The organism is Paenibacillus sp. E194, from assembly GCF_000935845.1.
Taxonomy (GTDB): Bacteria; Bacillota; Bacilli; order Paenibacillales; family Paenibacillaceae; genus Paenibacillus_B; species Paenibacillus_B alvei_B.
Genome location: NZ_JMDX01000031.1, coordinates 18,118 through 37,174, shown reverse-complemented (window position 1 = coordinate 37,174; position 19,057 = coordinate 18,118). Strand labels below are relative to the sequence as shown.

The window sequence follows — 19,057 nt, the reverse complement described above, 5'->3', positions numbered from 1 at the left end:
AACGTGCCGTGCGTTCATCGAGAAGACGGCGGAAGTCTGTAATCGAAGCGGTAACGGATTTGAGTTCTGTCCAAGTACGTTCGATAATGGCATGATCTGCGCATCCGAGCAAGCAGTCATCATTGAAGAGCCGATTTACGCACAAACGAAGAAAATGATGACCGCACAAGGCTGCTACTTCTTGAACAAGGAAGAAACCGGCAAGCTCCAAGCGATGGCCATGAAGACAGACACCTGTGCGGTGAATCCGAACATCGTGGGCCAATCTGCGAAGAAGATTGCTGAGATGGCCGGACTTCAAGTACCAGATACAACGAAGATACTTGTAGCTGAGCTTGATGGAGTGGGGCCGAAGTTCCCACTGTCTGCAGAGAAGCTGAGCCCCGTGCTTGCTTGCTACAAGGTGAAGACCGCAGAAGAAGGCGTTGACCGTGCGGCTGAAATTGTTGCCTTTGGCGGTATGGGTCACTCTTCGGTCATTCACTCGAATGATGACGAGGTAATTCGCAAGTTCGCTGACCGTCTGCAAACGGGCCGCATTTTGGTCAACTCACCTTCTACTCATGGCGCGATTGGAGACTTGTACAACACCAATATTCCTTCGTTGACACTTGGCTGCGGATCGTATGGCCGCAACTCGACTTCTTCGAACGTAACAGCGGTCAATCTGCTGAATATTAAACGGGTGGCGAAGCGTACAGTGAATATGCAATGGTTCAAGGTGCCAAATAAGATTTACTTCGAGAAGGGTGCAACGCAATACTTGGCGAAGATGCCGGATATTAGCCGTGTCATGATTGTTACCGACCCAATGATGGTGAAGCTGGGCTACGTGGAGAAGCTGGAATACTATTTGCGTCAACGCCGCAACCCAGTCGTCATTGAAGTGTTCTCGGATGTCGAGCCAGATCCTTCGACGAAGACAGTGGAACGCGGTACAGAAATGATGCTCAGCTTCGAGCCAGACTGCATTATCGCCTTGGGCGGCGGATCGCCGATGGATGCAGCGAAGGGCATGTGGTTGTTCTACGAACATCCAGATGCTGAATTCGACAACCTGAAGCAGAAATTCTTAGACATCCGCAAGCGTACATTCAAGTATCCACGTCTTGGCCAGAAGGCGAAGTTCGTCGCAATTCCGACGACTTCGGGTACAGGTTCGGAAGTAACCTCGTTCGCGGTTATTACGGATAAGGAAAAAGGCAACACGAAATATCCGCTTGCTGATTATGAGCTGACGCCGGACGTAGCGATTATTGACCCAGAGTTCGTGTACAGCTTGCCGAAGACGGCAGTTGCTGATACGGGAATGGACGTATTGACGCACGCGATTGAAGCGTATGTATCAGTGATGGCAAGCGACTATACTGATGGTCTGGCAATAAAGGCCATTCAGCTCGTATTCGAGAACTTGGTGAAATCTCATCATGAAGCATGTCCGAAAGCGCGCGAGAAAATGCACAACGCATCGACACTTGCTGGTATGGCATTCGCGAATGCATTCCTAGGTATCAACCACAGCTTAGCGCATAAATGGGGGGCGCAATACCATACTGCACATGGTCGCACAAATGCAATTCTCATGCCGCATGTCATTCGCTATAATGCGAAGAAACCAACGAAGTACGCTTCGTTCCCGAAATATGACCACTTCGTGGCAGATGAGCGCTACGCGGAAATTGCACGCATCCTCGGTCTTCCATGCCGCACTACGGAAGAGGGTGTGAACAGCCTTATCAACGCAATTCGGGAATTGAACCGCGAACTGGGTATTCCAGAATCGTTCCAAGCGATTGGATTCGATGCCAAGGACTTCGAATCCAATGTTGATTACTTGGCAGACCGCGCCTTTGAAGACCAATGTACAACAGCGAATCCGAAGCTTCCACTCGTAACAGAGTTGGCTGATGTATATCGGAACGCCTTCTATGGACGATTTGAATAATTAAGATGATACGATAGCGAGGCAGCGGGGAGATATTCTCCGCTGTCCTTGTTGTATAATCAACTGCTGAACTATTGCTTATAAAGCGGTAAACGAGTGCTAATCAAGTGCTAAGCACCTGCAAAAAGCAGGGCAGCAGTGGAGATTACAACATTTTGAATCATATTATGTGAAAAAAATCATTTGCCCAGCTTATATTGTGATAAATATCACATAATTGAAAGTGTGAAAAGAGGTACAATGAAGACGTAGCAAGGGAGGAACGAAAAAGGTTCAGAATTTGCCTCTAAAAAACTTGCTGCATAGCCTCACTCGGCATTACGAAAAGGCAGCTATCGAACGAAAGCGAAAGATGAGATAACCGCCTTGCAGCCTTTTTCGTGAAAATCATCACAATCAATGTGAAATGGGAAACGAGAACATCTTGCTGGGTGTGTGCTTTCATTCGATTACAACACATACAGAAAAACAAACATGTATGGAGGGATTACGATGTCGGTGATGGAAAAGAACATGACAGAAACAAATGAAATGAATCCTTGGCGTGGATTCAAAGCAGGCAAATGGCAAACACACGTGGATGTCCCGAACTTCTTGGACGGACACATCAAGCCTTACTTGGGCGATGAAGCATTCTTGGCAGGTCCAACGCAAAACACGAAGGATCTGTGGGATATCGTGAGCCAGCTCTCCAAAGAAGAACGTGAACGCGGTGGTGTATGGGATGTTGATGTTAACACGCCTTCAACAATCGTATCGCACAAACCGGGATACTTAGATAAAGAAAAAGAAAAGTAGTAGGTGTACAAACGGATGCTCCGTTCCGCCGCTCGATTCAACCATTCGGCGGTATTAAGATGATGATCGATGCTTGTAAAGCATACGGCTTCGAAATGCCGGAAGATGTTATCAAAATTTTCACAGACATTCGCAAAACACACAACCAAGGCGTATTCGATGCTTATACATCCGACATGCGCATGGCGCGTAAAGCTGGTATTATCACAGGCTTGCCAGACGCTTACGGCCGCGGCCGCATCATTGGTGACTACCGCCGTGTAGCACTGTACGGTGTAGACTTCTTGATTAAGCAAAAGAAAAACGATCTGAATAATCTTGAACTGGATGCAATGGATGAAGTTACTATCCGTGACCGTGAAGAAATTTCAGAGCAAATTCGCGCACTCGCTGAATTGAAAGCAATGGCTGCTATGCACGGTATGGACATTTCGAAGCCAGCTATCAACGCACAAGAAGCGTTCCAATGGGTATACTTCGGTTACTTGGCTGCCGTCAAAGAACAGAACGGTGCAGCGATGTCCCTCGGTCGTGTATCCTCGTTCCTCGATGTATATGTGGAACGCGACATTCAAGAAGGTGCTTTGACAGAGCAAGAAGCTCAAGAATTGGTCGACCATTTCATCATGAAATTGCGTATCGTTAAATTCTTGCGCACACCTGCATACAATGACCTGTTTAGCGGTGACCCAACTTGGGTAACAGAATCTATCGGTGGTATGGCTGCGGACGGTACAACTCGTGTAACGAAGAACAGCTTCCGCTTCCTGCATTCCTTGTACAACTTGGGACCAGCGCCAGAGCCTAACTTGACTGTACTCTGGTCGACGAAGCTTCCTGAAGCGTTCAAGAAGTATTGTGCGAAAGTATCGATTGAAACAAGCTCCATCCAGTATGAAAATGACGACCTGATGCGTCCAATCTATGGCGACGACTACGGTATCGCATGTTGTGTATCCGCAATGCGCATTGGTAAGCAAATGCAGTTCTTCGGTGCTCGCGCTAACTTGGCGAAATGCTTGCTGTACGCAATTAACGGCGGTAAAGACGAGAAGCTTGGCTTGCAAGTAGGACCTGAGCTTCCTCCAATCACAAGCGACGTATTGGACTACGACGAGGTTGTGAAACGCTTCAAGCAGATGATGGAATGGCTCGCGAAGTTGTACATGAACACACTGAACGTGATTCACTTCATGCATGATAAATATTGCTATGAGCGCATTGAGATGGCGCTGCATGATAAAGAAATCTTGCGCACAATGGCTTGCGGTATTGCCGGCTTGTCGGTAGCAGCTGACTCCCTGAGTGCAATCAAATATGCCAAAGTAACACCGATTCGCAACGAAGAAGGCATCGCCGTTGACTTCCAAATCGAAGGCGAATATCCTTGCTACGGTAACAACGATGATCGCGTAGACAACATCGCTGTAGAGCTGGTTGAATCGTTCATGAACATGATTCGCAAGCATAAAGCTTATCGTAATGCATTGCCAACACAATCGGTACTGACGATTACGTCGAACGTTGTGTACGGTAAGAAGACAGGTACAACTCCTGACGGACGTAAAGCTGGCGAACCATTCGCTCCAGGCGCGAACCCAATGCATGGCCGCGATAAGAAGGGTGCGCTCGCATCGCTTAGCTCGGTAGCAAAGCTTCCATATGAGCACAGCTTGGATGGAATCTCGAATACATTCTCTATCGTACCTAAGGCGCTTGGTAAAGAACTTGATGTTCGCAAATCCAACCTCGTATCGATGATGGATGGATACTTCGGCAGCAATGCGCACCATCTGAACGTTAACGTATTCGACCGTGAACAGCTGATGGACGCGATGGAACATCCAGAGAACTACCCGCAATTGACAATTCGCGTATCGGGATATGCAGTTAACTTCATCAAACTGACTCGCGAGCAGCAAATGGATGTAATCAACCGCACATTCCATGGTTCGATGTAAGAACCTTCTGTACGGTTGAAATCGAAGTAAGTTGAGCAATGTAAAGGATATACTCGATATTTGATAAGTAAAGGGGCGCAACTACACCACATGCCTAGTACCTTTCGGTCAATGGCAGGGAGGGAGCGCTCCTCTTTTCATTTAGGCAGGTTGTAATGGGCTGGAGAGGAAAGTGATAGAGATGATCGGACGTATTCACTCGTTAGAAACATTCGGTACCGTTGATGGACCTGGCATACGATTTATTTTATTCATGCAGGGGTGCGCGCTCAAATGCCAATATTGCCATAACCGCGATACATGGAGCTTAGGTGAAGGCAAAGAAATGACGCTTGAGGAAGTACTTGCTGAAATTGAACCTTACTTGCCTTATTACCGCAGCTCTGGCGGTGGTTTGACCGTATCGGGCGGGGAGCCAACGCTGCAGGCTGCATTCGTTAGAGAGCTATTCCGTGAAGTGAAGCAGCGCTGGGATCTGCATACAACCCTAGATTCGAACGGTTTCAACGAAGTAACGAAGCTCGAAGAATTGATGAATGTTACGGATCTAGTACTGCTGGATATTAAGCATATTAACAACGAGAAGCATATTGCACTCACAGGCGTTCCGAACAACCGGACGTTAGACACGGCGCGCTGGTTATCTGAGCATGGCAAGAAAATGTGGATTCGCCACGTGTTTGTGCCAACGATCAACGATGCAGAAGAGGACTTGCTCGAATTGGGCCGCTTTATCGGTACACTGCAAGGTGTTGAGAAATTCGAAATCCTACCGTACCATCAAATGGGCGTATACAAGTGGGAACAGTTAGGCGAGAAGTATCCGCTTGAAGGGATTCCTTCCCCGACTGCAGAAGAGGTGGAGCGTGCTTATGCGCTTATTGAGAAGGGCCGCGGGCAGACGAGCGTATAGTGTATTTCATATCTATTTATATAGGAAGAGAGATGACTTGCCTAGCAGGGAAGAGGTCATCTCTTTTTTTGTTGCAATAGATGAAAGAGTGTTCACCTAGAACGTGCATTCAATAATATTGTGTATAAAATGATCGGAAAGAACTATTTCTAAAATGGAAGGAAAAAACTATAATGCGCTGTAAGGATGAAAAAAAGGAAATCAGGCAACTTGAAATGGAAGCGCTATCATAAAGGGCTTTTTTGCAGGAATATATGCTGTAGAAATGCATTTTCTTGTCCTCATAACTGGTAGGTGAATAGACGCTTCTAGCTACTGGTTCAACATAGAAAAGTCATCAGGCATCATGAGGGATCAGCTTTCTATGATGAATTTATGAATAGAGGAGGTATGATTGAAGCTTAATCATTAGATGATTCAGGGCCGTATTCTTCGAAAATGAACGTATATAGGGGGATATTGATTATGAAGAAAAAGATGACAGCACTTGTGCTTAGCATGATGCTGGTATTGTCAATCATTCCGAACATGTCGAATGCCCAAGCGGCACTACAGCTCAGCAATCTTGCACCGAGCTCTACCTACACATGGTCGGAAGCGCCGGAATCGAACTATCCGGATTCAGGCAATAAACTGACTAATGGCGTTAAGGGCGCTGCGAATGTGACGGATCCAGCGTGGGTCGGGCACATAAAGAAAAAGGCGCGGGAAGTCACATTCGACTTTGGTCAACGGAAATCGATAGCAAGCGTTAAGGCGCACTTCCTTCAAGATTGGCCAGGTTCTGCGATTTTGTTCCCGTTGAGCGTATCTATATATGTGTCAGATGATAGTATTAATTGGGGAATTGTCGGGCACAAAGCAACGGAACGTGGCTGGACGAATGGCCCTCCGATTGATCAAACCTATGTATGGGATGGCAGCAAAGATGGGGTTGCAGGCGGAGGACAAGGTGCTACGATGGCCTATGCACGCTACGTGAAGGTTGTGTTCTCGATGCATCCACGGGCATGGACATTTATTGATGAGATTGAAATTATGGGTACTGACGGCAAGGCTGATGGAGCAGTTGTCGTGAACATGAAGCCGTTCGAATTCCAGTACCCAGGCGTCGACACTGCTGGAATCCGTAATTTATCACTTGTCTACAATGGATATTACCCTGACGTTCCGGCGTGGACAAAAGACAGCCTGATTCCGGAAATTGGTTACGTGAATCAAGCCGGTCAAGTTCAGGATTGGTTCTTTGATGGTGTGTTGATGCTGGGTCTCCAATCTCCGGCGGGTCGTGATTTCGGAAAGGATTCACTCCTGACGGATTGGCAATGGTATCTGGATAAAACATTTGGCGCTCAAGGTGACTTAAAGCAATTGAACGAAGCAACGAAGGAAGTAGGAATCCAACTCGGGCAGCCGAACCACAAAACGAAGGTTGTCATGATGCTGCCAAATCCGGGAGAAAACACGACGAACTTCGGTGATATTGACGGCGACGGCATTACGGAGAACTTTAGTGAAGCCAGTGTGGGCATAGAGAAAGCATTGGCGACACGCCAGAAGGCAGTCAGATGGTGGCTGCAAGAGGTACAAAACCGTTGGAATGCGAACAATTACTCCAATCTTGAATTGGTTGGCATGTACTGGGTGGATGAAGAGATTAGCTGGTCCAAGTCAGCCCCAGACTTCTTGCGGATGATGAACTCTGATGTTCATGCAAGAGGGCTGAAATCGTTCTGGATCCCTCATTCCTTGACCTATAAGAGTTTTATATGGAAGGACGCAGGCTTCGATGCAGCGACGTACCAACCGAACTACTTTTTTGAAGATTTGCCAATCGATCGTCTTGTAGATGGTATTCAAACTGCCAAACGATATGGTATGGGTGTTGAAGTGGAGTTCGACAATCGTATGCTAACGGATAATACGTTCCAGAGCCGATTCAATGAATATATGAACGCAGGCTATCAATACGGATTCGCAGGGAAAGGCTTTACTGCGTATTATAAAGGAAGCGGGCCGGTTCTGCGCGATGCAGCGAACAGCACGAATCCTAGCATACGTGCGCTGTATGATAGGCTGTACAATTTCACAAGAGGGAATTAAATAGAGGATGCAAATGCAATAGCTATATTCAATCACCTGCTCTATAAAATTGTAATGCGTAAGCTGAATTGGGAATTACTAGACAAGCAAATATTCTAGGTGTTTTACAAATTGGCGGTCAAATCCTCAAATCGAGGTTTTGACCGCTGTTTTATTTTATCCCTGATTTGTTAGAGGATTTTATCCCCCAATAGTTAAAATGTCGTCCTTACAGGAAGGACATTGTCGAATTATAATAAAAGCGTACCAAACAAAACAACAAGATCTTACCAGCAGACAAAAAAATACGGGAGGGTCCTTACATGAAAAAAGGATTGGTAATGATTCTGACGCTTCTGTTCATCGCAACGACAGCGCTTACAGGATGCGGATCGAAGACAGAGAGTGGTTCTGAGAAGCCAGCGAACCAAACAGCTGGTGAAGATAAAAAGGTTGAACCATTTGAGCTTACACTTCGTCATACGCAGCTAGGCGATTCGAAGAAAAATCGCTTCGCTATCTTGCAAGATGTTGTGAAGAAGACAGAATCCGAAGTTCCAGGTCTAACAATTAAGCTTGACGGTGTTGACTCTGAGGTTAACCGTAAAGAGAAGCTTCGTGCAGAAATGGGAAGCGGATCTCCTCCAGATATCTTTGATGCTTTCGGTAACCCAGACGTGAAATTGTACGCGGAGAATGGACTTATACTTGATGTAGCTCCGATTCTGGATGAGCTTGGATTGAAGGACAAGTTCCAATCCCTTGCACAATGGACAGTAGAAGACAAGATCTACGGTTTGCCAATCGGTGCTTCAATTGAAGGTTATTTCTATAACAAAGACTATTTCGCTGAAAAAGGAATTCAAATTCCAAAAACATTGGCTGAGCTTGAAGCAATCGCTGAAAAAGTAAAGGCTGACGGCAAAATTCCATTCGCAATTGGTTCCAAGGATGCTTGGGTGCCATTGATGACAACAAACACATTGTGGTCCTACTACGGCGGTGCGGATATTACTTCCGGATTTGCGAAAGGAACAACGAAGTGGAACGATCCAAAAATGGTAGAAGCATTTGCGAAGCACTCAGATTGGATCAAGAAAGGCTACTTCAAAAAAGGCGAGCTTGGTCTTGACTATGCAACACAACGTACACAGTTGGTAAATGGTGAAGCAGTTATGATGTTCGATGGATCTTGGGCATCTTCCGTATTCGCGGATGCAACACAATCCGGTAAATTGCATAACAAAGCTGGTTTCTTCATGATGCCTCCAGCTAAAGAAGGCGACGGCTACAGCGTAATGTTCGACTCGAACAACGGATATGCATTCTCTTCCAAGATTGCTGAAGATCCACGCAAAATGGAAGCGGTAAAAGCGTTCGTCAAGAACTTGTATAACGAAGACATGCAAGTACGCGGCTTGAAGGAAGATGGCGTTATCCCTGCAATGAAGGTTGACCAAGCGAAGCTGGATACAGCTTCCCAAGGCAACGACTTGCTGCAAGCGATTATGGCTCAAATGAAAGACGTGAAATTCACATGGCCTGCATTTGACGCTCTCGTACAAGCGGATGTGAACACAGCACTCGGTCAACAACTTCAAAAAATGATCAGCGGCGAAGCTGAACCGCAAGCGGCTCTGGATGCCGTACAAAAGGTACAAGAAGAAGCGAACGCAGCATCGAAATAAGATAAATAAAAAGCAAGCTTGACCACAATGAGCACCACCTGTCCTACTCGGGGGGTGGTGCTCATTTATCATCCTGAGCAGCAGTCAACCAGTATGATTACGATGTGGGACGGACGGAGGGAAATCATATGAACAAAGCATTAAGAAACCCCTTAACATATGTGTTATTTTTGCTTCCTACGCTCGTTTTGTTCATCGCATTCTTTATATACCCGGTAATCAATGCGATTTACTACAGCTTTACGAGTTGGAACGGAATATCGAAGGACGTTACATTTATTGGCTTTGACAACTATCTCAATGTGATGAGTAAGCCAGATTTTTGGGAATCGGTGAAGAATAATGGATACTTTATTTTGTTCTCTTTGTTAGTCCAAGTCCCGTTAATCATTTTCTTCTCACTGCTCATCTCCAATGTCAAGCGTTTGAAAGGATTGTACAAGACAGCAGTATTCATGCCGTCTGTTATGTCCACGGCCGTCATCGGTATTTTGTGGGGCTTCATTTACGATCCGGACACAGGACTTCTTAACAAGCTGCTAGGTTTGTTCGGTATCGATCCGCTTATGTGGCTGGCAGACAAGAAAACGGCAATGATTTCGATCTTGATTACGAACGCTTGGCAGTGGACCGGTTTCTACATTGTTATGGTGTTGGCTGCAATTCTAGCGATTCCGAAGGATCTTGACGAAGCAGCGATGATTGATGGCGCAACTGGCGTTCAACGTGCGATGCGCATTACGATTCCGCTCATTATGCCAATCATCTCCGTGGTTATTATGCTATCGATCGCAGGTGCAATGAAGGCGGCAGATATCGTCATCGTTATGACCAAGGGCGGCCCGGCAGGGGCAACCGATGTTATGGCAACTTATATGATCAAGCACTCGATTACAAGTTTCAAATATGGCTATGGGAACAGCATTGCAGTCCTTATCTTCGTGTTCACGCTCATCGTTACTGTGCTTTATCAAGTACTTATTGCGCGTAGAACAGAAAGGATTGAATACTAATGATGAAACAGCTGAAAAAGGGAACCCCTCATATTTTCCTTCTGTTGTATTTGGCGGTTATTCTATTCCCATTCCTGTTCGTCTTGTTCTCATCGGTGAAGACAGACAACGGAGCCATTGCAGCGAATCCATTCGGCTTGCCGACAGAATTCGCTTGGGATAACTATGTGAAAGCTTGGGTCAATGCCAAAATTAGCACTTATTTCGTAAATAGCTTGTATATTTCACTTGCAGCATCCGTGTCTACGATTCTCATCGCATCTCTTGCATCCTTTGCGATTACACGTATGCGTTATAAGAAGATGAGTGCAGCAGTGTTCCAGTTCATTTTGCTAGGCTTGCTCATTCCGGGCAATGCATTACTGCTTCCGATTTACGGCATCTTGAAGAACTTGAACATGCTCGATAAGCACTGGGCCCTATATGTCCCTTACACGGCAGGGGCAATACCATTTACAATTATTATCTTGGCGGCATTTATGCGAAGTCTCCCGTCTGAGATTGAGGAAGCAGCTGTAATTGACGGCTTGAAGGCACCAGGCATTTTCTTCAAAGTCATCTTGCCGTTGACGGTACCAGCGCTCGTGACCGTATTCATTGTCAACTTCCTCGGCAACTGGAATGAGTTCTTGCTCGCAAACTTCTTTATCTCAACAGACAACTTGCGTACACTTCCGGTCGGTATGGTCGGCTTCCGTGATACGTATAACACGAACTACGCGCAGATGGCGGCTGGTATCGTATACAGCGTCGTACCTGTTATGGTCATCTACGCTATCCTGCAAGAGAAAATTATTGAGGGTCTCACAGCAGGCGGGGTCAAGGGCTAATCTTTTCATACTTTTCTACATGAAATGTAAGCTCTTACGTGTTAATATATTCATAGAAGACTAGAGAGAGAGTAAAGGGGTAATGTGCACAATGAATTTACGATTTAAGATGTTTAGTGGATTTATTTTGCTTATCATTATCCCTTTGCTTTTACTTGGAACTATTACATTTGTAATTACATTCAATTTGCTAGAGAAGAAATATAGTGAGCAAGCGCAATTCTCGATGCGGGCCATGAGCCACAGCATTGGCTACATATTCGATGAAATCAATAAAGTATCCGACACAGGCATTGCGAACAACGTCTTTCAGAAGGCGCTGGTATCGCCTAATCCTTACGAACACGATATGGTAAGCTCAAGCGTCGTCAGATATGACGATAACGGAAAGCTGTACTTCGTGGATGAACAGGGGCGGCCAGTCGGGAAGCAAGTTGATGATACGCTAAAAGGCACGGACTATATCCGGATAAACGAACGCCAGCAAAATTTCCGCAAGCTGCTGTTCAACCATCCTGCGATTAGTTATGCCTTTTTGTACAATTTCAGCCCATATGCACAAAGAGAAGGGATTATCCCGATCTTTTCCAAAGACAACTTCAAGGAAATGCCTTTTCATGAATTCAAAAAGCATCCTGTGTTTAAGAAAGTCATGGACTTGAACGGGGTTCCGTTATGGGTCGGGCCAAATGAATATCCGGAACTGACTGGCTCCGAGCAGGTCTTTACCCAGATTCGAGTTGTGAAGGATCTATCGACGATGAGGCCAATTGGAATATCGATCATCCAGATTAAGAACTGGGATCTCGACACGTTCTTTAACAAGTTTTATACGGCTGATCAGATGGAGAATACGAAGTTCTTTATCGTCAATCGTGATGGACAGATTCTATACGACAACTCGAAGCAGCTCGCTGGCCATATGATCGCTGATTATGCTTCGAAGCCGATCAAGTTCGAAAATACATATGTAAGCTACAAGGACAAATTCGGGGAACGTGAAAGTGTGATCACGTACCACCCCATGAGTGATTACGGCTGGTATTTGATTTCCGTGCGCGACTGGAGCTCTCTCTCGAATGAGATGGTCGTATTTCTGAAATGGGTGTCTACCATCCTATTCCTCTGCATCCTTGGAGCGCTGCTGTTCAACCTGTTGTTTACGAACCGAATAACGCGCAACATAACGCGCATCGTTCGATTTATGCGCAGGGTGGAGGATGGAGATCTGAACGCCCGTGTTGATGAAGAGGGTAGAGATGAGCTTAGGATGCTCTCGCATGGTTTCAATAGTCTCATGGAGCGGGTGTCCGGCCTTATTGATCAAGTGAAGAATGAGCAGCAGCAGAAGAATAAGGCGGAAATGAGAGTGCTGGAAGCTCAAATTAAGCCGCACTTTTTATTTAATACACTTGAATCGATCAATGTGCTGGCTATTCAAAATGAAGGGCGCAAGGTAAGCCAGATGGTCTATCGCCTAGGCAATATTTTACGCATTAGCATTCAGGATAAAGAGGAAATTACGCTTCGCGAAGAACTTGAATATTTGAAGAGCTATCTTGAAATTCAAAAGTTCCGATTCGAGGAGCTGTTCAACTTCGAAATTGACGTGCCGGAGCACATCATGCACTGCAAGGTGATGAAGCTGACCCTACAGCCGCTTGTCGAGAACTCAATCCAACACGGATTTGATGGAATTGAGCACACAGGATGGATTCGCATTACCGCATTTGAGGATGAAGATCGCATTCTCATTCGGGTAGAGGATAATGGGATGGGCATGTCGAATGAACAATTAAGAAAGTTCCAATATATGCTCTCCGATGAGCAAAAATCGGTTCTGCCGCAGGAAGAAGAGTCGTACAATACGGAACGTAGGGGACTCGGAGTTCGCAGTGTAGCAGATCGCTTGCGCATTCGATATGGTCCTGGTTATGGATTGTTCATCTGTTCCGCTTCACAGATGGGAACGATGATTCAGTGTGTGATACCGAAATACGAACAGGGTGATACGTTATGAGTGTGAAGGCATTGCTCATTGATGATGAGGTACCGATTTTGAACAACTTGAAGCTGGTCATCCCGTGGGATGAGCTGAATGTTGAATTGGTAGGTTCAGCTCGCAATGGTGTGGAAGGGCTGGAAATGGTACGGCAGCACGAGCCAGACATCATTTTGTGCGATATTCGTATGCCCGCTATGGACGGTATGGACTTTCTGCGGGAAATTCGTAAAATGGGTTGTGAAGCCGAGGTTATGATGCTGACCGGCTATCAGGAATTCGAGTATGCTCGCATCGCAATGCAGCATGGTGTTCGAGATTATGTACTGAAGCCGATTAACTACGATGAGCTTGAATTGACCGTGAAGAAGCTTGCCGATCTTGTACGCACCCGTCAACTGGAGAAGAAGCTGGCGGAAAGGCGCTGGGGGCGCATGATTAGTCTCGCTTACGAGAAAATGATGTTCGATGTTCTTATGGGATTCTCCACTGGGGCACTTGCGGCCTTCATGGTCGATGAAGAGCAGCCGATTGACAAGCTGGCTTACTCGCTGCTGCTCGTTGACTTGGATGGCTATGCACAGCAGAGCGCCTCTTGGAGTGACAATGAGCGCAAGCTGTGGAATTTCGCAGTTCGCAACGTGCTGCAGGATGCCATTGTGGATGATTGGAATAAATATGCCGTGTTGCAAATGCGTGAGGGAGAGTGGTGCGTACTTCTTCAATGCTATCGTGACCAGCATGAGGTTACTTCGATCGATATGGCACGCTGGGCACAGGAAATTCAGCAGGCGGTTCGAGGCCATGTGAAGATGACCGTAAGCCTTGCATGGGATAATGGGCCGATCCCTCTCATGAGCTTGGCACATACGTACAAACGCCTGCAGCGTACTCTATTTGCATACCGATGATGAACAGCTCGTATCTGTCGATGAAGGCTCAGTAGCAAGACAGGCGGCCTCTGTCTCGCAGTGGCAGCTAGTCGAAGATATCGTAGCAGGGATGAAGCAGAATGATCGCTCTAAGGTCGATGACGGAATGCATGCGCTTCAATCCAGCCTGATGTATATGTCTGAGCAGTCCATCGTTCGTGCGGAGACGTTCCTTCATTATGTCATCATTCACTTGATTCGTGAGATGAGGGAGTGGGAACTAGTTACACCGCAAGAAGAAGAGGCGGTGTGGAATAAGCTTCAGCATATGATGGGCGTCAAGGACTTAATGTGTGCGATTATGGAGTTAGTCGATCATACGAAGGAACACGCGATGAACAAGAAGTCGAGCGAGCTCCTGATGATATCGGCCAAGGATTATATTCACCGCAATTTAGGTTCAGATATCGGCGTCGAGGAAATGGCTGATTACTTAGGAATCAGCTGCAGTTATTTCAGTTTGTTGTTTAAGAATCATTTCGGGGAAACGTTTGTTGAATACGTGACGCGTCAGCGAATGGAGCTGGCGATGTCATTGCTCCGCACAACAGACAAGAGCATTACACAGATTGGTGCGCTTGTTGGATATTCAGAAAGACGATACTTCTCCAAGGTCTTCCAGAAGTACACAGGCAAGAAGCCGACGGAATATCGCGAGGATGCCGTTCAGACGGGAAAATGATAACGCTTAAATGAATCACATCAAGAATTCACGATATGAAGAGGATGGGATGAGTGAGATGAGTAAACTTCAACTGACGCTTGAGCAAAAAATTGGCCAAATGGTGATGTGTGGATTCGCAACGACAGAGGTAAACGATAATATCCGTTCCTTGATTAAGGAGCACCACGTTGGAGGCATTATTTATTTCAAGCGCAACGTGGTTAGCAAAGAGCAAGTAAGTGCGTTGTCTCATCATTTGCAAGAGATTTCCGGTGAACAGACGAATATTCCGCTCTTCATTAGTATTGACCAAGAAGGCGGTATGGTGGCACGGATCGACTGGGAAGATATTACGCTGATCCCGGGCAATATGACAATTGGAGCTACTCGCAGTGCTGAGCATGCTTATGAGGCTGCACGTATTTGCGGAGAAGAGATGCTCCGTCTTGGCATTAACATGAACTTTGCACCGAGCTTGGATGTGAACAACAATCCGGAGAATCCTGTAATCGGAGTTCGTTCATACAGTGAACGTCCTGATCTGGTAGCTGAACTTGGAACTGCACAAATTCGCGGTCTGCAAGAGGCGAATGTGGCTGCAACAGCGAAGCATTTCCCAGGACATGGCGACACGGCTGTCGACTCTCATCACGGCCTGGCTACTGTACCGCATGATGAGGAACGTTTGGTTGCAGTTGAGCTTGCTCCATTTGCGCGTGCGATTCAAGAGGGTGTGGATTGCATTATGACGGCGCATGTCATTTTCCCTGCATTTGAGCCGGAATCCATCCCAGCTACGTTGTCCCATAATGTGCTTACGAAGCTGCTCCGCCACCGCATGGGCTATGATGGCTTGATCGTAACAGATTGTTTGGAGATGCATGCAATTTCGAAGGAAGTTGGCGTGGCTGAAGGCGCGGTGCGCGCAGTTGAAGCCGGTGCTGATATTTTGCTAGTCAGCCATACGTATGAAGAGCAAGTTGCATCGATTCAAGCGCTGTGCGAGGCTGTTCGTACAGGCCGTATCGCTGAATCGCGCATCGACGAATCCATTGATCGTATCATTACCTTGAAGAATAAGCGTCATATGGGCGAAGAGACAGGAGTTCCAGAGGATTTCGCTTCTTATTTCGGTACGCCTGAATCTAAGGCATTGGTTGATCGTATGTTCGAGGACAGTACGACGCTTGTTAAGGATGAGGCTGGTGCACTGCCGCTTGATCGCAGCGCGAAAACGCTTGTGATCTGGCCTCAAGTGCGGACTCGTTCAGAGGTCGATGATCTCATCGTACAGGAATATACGTTGGCATCTGCACTGCAACCACATATGAACGATGTGGAGCTGCTCCGGATTAACAATGATCCAGACTCAGTTGAAGTGGAAGAAATTTTGGCAAGCACAGAAGGATATAGTCAGATTGTGATCCTGACTTACAATCCAGTATCGAAGCTGCATCAAGGACAGGTTGATGTGGTGAATGCATTGCTTGCACGCAGCAATACACGCGTCATTGTTGCATCGACTCGCAATCCATATGATCTGAATCAATTCCCTGATGTACCTACGTACTTGTGCTGCTATGAGAACCGCCCTGCTGCGATGAAGGCGCTGGGAAATGTACTGCTCGGCTTGCAGGAGCCGAAGGGCAAACTGCCGGTTACGATTTCGGAGCAATACCCATTTGGGCACAGTGCTTCTTAGGCGAAACAGCAATAGAACTCATCTCGAGACCTGTACCGATCGATCGGTGCAGGTCTTTTTTTCTGGATATGAAGACAATGTAAAATCATAATGATTTCAGAAAATGAAATGTAAATATTGACTTTCTTTTAATATTCCTTAAAAAAAGAATGAAAAAATAGAAACTTTTTACCCAGGAATGCGTCTATAACTATGTTCAATCTACACATTGTATTAACATTTCGAAATATAAACGATGGATGAGGAGTAGGACATTTACTATGAAATCTTGGAAAAAGCTTTTCGTTGCCTGTGTAGCCGCAGTGCAATTGTTCACAGTAGTACCTGTGTTCGCTGCAGAGGGGACGACGAATACTGAGGTAAGTGGTACAGTCGAAACGGATAAGTCTTCAAATACTGCGGAAGACAGCAGCAATCAGGAAGAGAAGCAGCTGGATAAGAAGCAAGACAACAAGCAAGTTTCTCAGGCACGTGTTCAATCCGTTCTACCTGGGGAATACGACAAGAATGTTGTTGTCCTAATTGCAGACAGCAATAAGATCTATCAAGATGGGGTTGAATACACATCTCCACAGCCGATTACGGTCAAGAAGGGCGTTTCCTATATCGCAATTCGTTCATTGATAGATCGCTTTGGATTCAAGCTGGACTTTGATAACAAGACGAAGGAAACGATCATCAAGAACGGTGACAAAGAACTTCGTTACAAAATGGGAAGTACAGACTATCGGGTAAACGGTGTCTCTACAAAAATGAAGGGCGCTTCTTATATTTCAAATAGCGTATTCATGGTTCCAGTTACATCCGCGATGGATGCAATGGCAATTCCGTATAAGTGGGAACAAGCGTCGAAGCGCATCATCATTCAGCTTAGCGCGAAGCCTGTTGCGAAGTTTAAAGTTGACCAGAAAGACATTATTGCTGGAGAGACTCGTGTTACATTCACTGACCAATCCACGCATCCACGTGGCCGTCAGATTGTAGAGGTAGATTGGGACGGAAATCAAGAAATCTATGACCAGCCAGGCACATACACCGTTACACTGCGCGTACGTGATGAAGACGGGGAATGGAGTGATCCATATTCCCAAACAATTACGGTTACAAGACCGCATACGCCGCCAGTAGCAAGCTTCCGTACGGATAAAACGACATATAAAATCGGTGAACCGATTAAATATGATGATTTTAGCTCGGATGAAGAAGATACGGATTTGAAACGCGAGTGGGTGAACAAGCAACCGGCATTCTTCGAGCCGGGCGAGAAGACAATTACACTCAAAGTGAAGAACAAATACGGCCTTACGGCTGAAGTAAGTCAAACGATCTCCGTAACGGATGAAGTGTTGTATACGTTAGATGATTTTAATAAATTGTTCACTCCGGCTGGTGATGTGTATCCAGTAGATGGGCCTGGGATTTTGGACATGCAAGTTATAACTCCAAAAGTTACAAAAGAAAAACGCACACTATATCGTTCGAACAGTCCGGAGACAGTGAAAGCAGACGGAATCCTTTATCAAGACAGGGTTGCGGGGGGAGCACGAATATTCGCTCACCACATTAATAAGACTTCTAGCAATATGAGATTTTACATTTTGGTTCAGAATGTATCGGATGAACCTACTACCTTAAGCGTACAGCATGTCGGTATCGCAGGACCGAGCACAAGTCCGCAACAAACGGGCAAGATGGGAACTGTTCGTTATTTCGAATCTTTCGCTGATGAAAAGACGACTGAAACGTATTTGAAACCAAACGAGATGAAGATAGTTGTTCCTGAATTGAACCAAATCTCATTCAAACCAGAACAAGTCTATACACTTTACGCCGATTTCAATGCCGACAGCACAGTAGAATATACAGTCGTTGGAATTGATGCAAATAAAGATGTATTTAAAGCATTGCCGAATTTGCCGTTCCTTGCTAAGGATGAACATATCCGTGGCACATACGACGACGCGGATATAACTTTTACTGTGGATGAGTCGGTAGGTGAAAAGGTAGGTCGCCTTGTACTAGCTGACAGCAGCCAAGATATTTCCGGAAGCGACATGATCACACTGGAAGATCAACGCAATAAAGGGAATTATGGTGTGCTGTACCGAATCCGTTTGAACAAGGTCGCGCCGAATACCCTAATTTCCTTCAATTCACGCGGAGGATCGTATTCAGGGGGCATGCTTGTTAATGGCAAAACGGTACAAACACCTACTAACGGTTCATTGAAAAGCCCGAATGAGTCAAGTGTCTTATATCGTACCGGAGATTATGAAGAGTCAGTCGAATTGCTGTTTTCTTCGGCGGCAGGAAGTAACTTGCCGGTCAATCTGGTATTCACGCCACTCCCTAAACCGAAATCCTGATTAGCATTTATGATGTAACAGTTTAATAACAGCATTTATTTAAAATTTGTATGTATATTTGCACTCCGATTTAAAGCGGACTATCCTGATTCCATAGGAACGGGATGGTCCTTTTTCTATGATTCGCGTTTGACTTTAAGGATCGGAATAGCGCATTATAG

Annotated in this window: 10 protein-coding genes and 2 pseudogenes; all 12 read left to right on the top strand. The window is 46.0% G+C overall.

Going from position 1 to position 19,057, the window contains the following annotated elements; genetic code table 11:
• Positions 1 to 1,945: pseudogene (gene adhE / locus AZ66_RS06685) on the top strand (bifunctional acetaldehyde-CoA/alcohol dehydrogenase); the annotation flags it as partial.
• A gap of 492 nt (positions 1,946 to 2,437) precedes the next feature.
• A pseudogene (pflB, locus tag AZ66_RS06680) lies at positions 2,438 to 4,704 on the top strand (formate C-acetyltransferase).
• Positions 4,705 to 4,885: 181 nt separating this feature from the next.
• Positions 4,886 to 5,617, top strand: a complete 732-nt coding sequence (gene pflA / locus AZ66_RS06675; RefSeq protein WP_021261812.1) for a pyruvate formate-lyase-activating protein — start codon at positions 4,886 to 4,888, stop codon at positions 5,615 to 5,617.
• Between the two features lie 465 nt (positions 5,618 to 6,082).
• Positions 6,083 to 7,720: a DUF4855 domain-containing protein gene (locus AZ66_RS06670; RefSeq protein ID WP_021261811.1), complete on the top strand. Its 1,638-nt coding sequence runs from the start codon at positions 6,083 to 6,085 to the stop codon at positions 7,718 to 7,720.
• A 302-nt stretch (positions 7,721 to 8,022) separates the two neighbouring features.
• Positions 8,023 to 9,387: an ABC transporter substrate-binding protein gene (locus AZ66_RS06665; RefSeq protein WP_044354105.1), complete on the top strand. Its 1,365-nt coding sequence runs from the start codon at positions 8,023 to 8,025 to the stop codon at positions 9,385 to 9,387.
• Positions 9,388 to 9,515: 128 nt separating this feature from the next.
• The gene (locus AZ66_RS06660) at positions 9,516 to 10,400 is read left to right on the top strand and encodes a carbohydrate ABC transporter permease (RefSeq protein ID WP_021253020.1); all 885 of its coding nucleotides are present in this window, start codon (positions 9,516 to 9,518) and stop codon (positions 10,398 to 10,400) included.
• A 2-nt stretch (positions 10,401 to 10,402) separates the two neighbouring features.
• The gene (locus tag AZ66_RS06655) at positions 10,403 to 11,230 is read left to right on the top strand and encodes a carbohydrate ABC transporter permease (RefSeq protein WP_036590578.1); all 828 of its coding nucleotides are present in this window, start codon (positions 10,403 to 10,405) and stop codon (positions 11,228 to 11,230) included.
• A 91-nt stretch (positions 11,231 to 11,321) separates the two neighbouring features.
• Complete coding sequence (locus AZ66_RS06650) at positions 11,322 to 13,250, top strand: cache domain-containing sensor histidine kinase (RefSeq protein ID WP_021261809.1); 1,929 nt, start codon at positions 11,322 to 11,324, stop codon at positions 13,248 to 13,250.
• A complete protein-coding gene (locus tag AZ66_RS32435; RefSeq protein ID WP_231586760.1) occupies positions 13,247 to 14,143 on the top strand; it encodes a response regulator in 897 nt (298 codons plus the stop codon). Before AZ66_RS06650 ends, AZ66_RS32435 begins: the two co-directional genes overlap by 4 nt.
• Entirely contained in the window at positions 14,130 to 14,846 is a 717-nt protein-coding gene (locus AZ66_RS32430) for a helix-turn-helix transcriptional regulator (protein ID WP_231586759.1), read from the top strand. The genes AZ66_RS32435 and AZ66_RS32430 overlap by 14 nt, the downstream gene beginning before the upstream one ends.
• A 58-nt stretch (positions 14,847 to 14,904) precedes the next feature.
• Positions 14,905 to 16,530 (top strand): beta-N-acetylhexosaminidase, encoded by a 1,626-nt coding sequence (gene nagZ / locus AZ66_RS06640; protein ID WP_082061479.1) that lies wholly within the window; start codon positions 14,905 to 14,907, stop codon positions 16,528 to 16,530.
• Between the two features lie 260 nt (positions 16,531 to 16,790).
• Positions 16,791 to 18,896, top strand: coding sequence for a stalk domain-containing protein (locus tag AZ66_RS06635; RefSeq protein ID WP_044354104.1), 2,106 nt, complete (start codon positions 16,791 to 16,793; stop codon positions 18,894 to 18,896).
• Positions 18,897 to 19,057 lie beyond the last annotated feature (161 nt).

What these genes read in the sequence shown, in the direction of transcription:
- AZ66_RS06665 (WP_044354105.1), top strand. Translation starts at nt 8,023, where the DNA reads ATGAAAAAAGGATTGGTAATGATTCTGACGCTTCTGTTCATCGCAACG.
- pflA (WP_021261812.1), top strand. Translation starts at nt 4,886, where the DNA reads ATGATCGGACGTATTCACTCGTTAGAAACATTCGGTACCGTTGATGGA.
- nagZ (WP_082061479.1), top strand. Translation starts at nt 14,905, where the DNA reads ATGAGTAAACTTCAACTGACGCTTGAGCAAAAAATTGGCCAAATGGTG.
- AZ66_RS06635 (WP_044354104.1), top strand. Translation starts at nt 16,791, where the DNA reads ATGAAATCTTGGAAAAAGCTTTTCGTTGCCTGTGTAGCCGCAGTGCAA.
- AZ66_RS32435 (WP_231586760.1), top strand. Translation starts at nt 13,247, where the DNA reads ATGAGTGTGAAGGCATTGCTCATTGATGATGAGGTACCGATTTTGAAC.
- AZ66_RS06660 (WP_021253020.1), top strand. Translation starts at nt 9,516, where the DNA reads ATGAACAAAGCATTAAGAAACCCCTTAACATATGTGTTATTTTTGCTT.
- AZ66_RS06655 (WP_036590578.1), top strand. Translation starts at nt 10,403, where the DNA reads ATGAAACAGCTGAAAAAGGGAACCCCTCATATTTTCCTTCTGTTGTAT.
- AZ66_RS06650 (WP_021261809.1), top strand. Translation starts at nt 11,322, where the DNA reads ATGAATTTACGATTTAAGATGTTTAGTGGATTTATTTTGCTTATCATT.
- AZ66_RS06670 (WP_021261811.1), top strand. Translation starts at nt 6,083, where the DNA reads ATGAAGAAAAAGATGACAGCACTTGTGCTTAGCATGATGCTGGTATTG.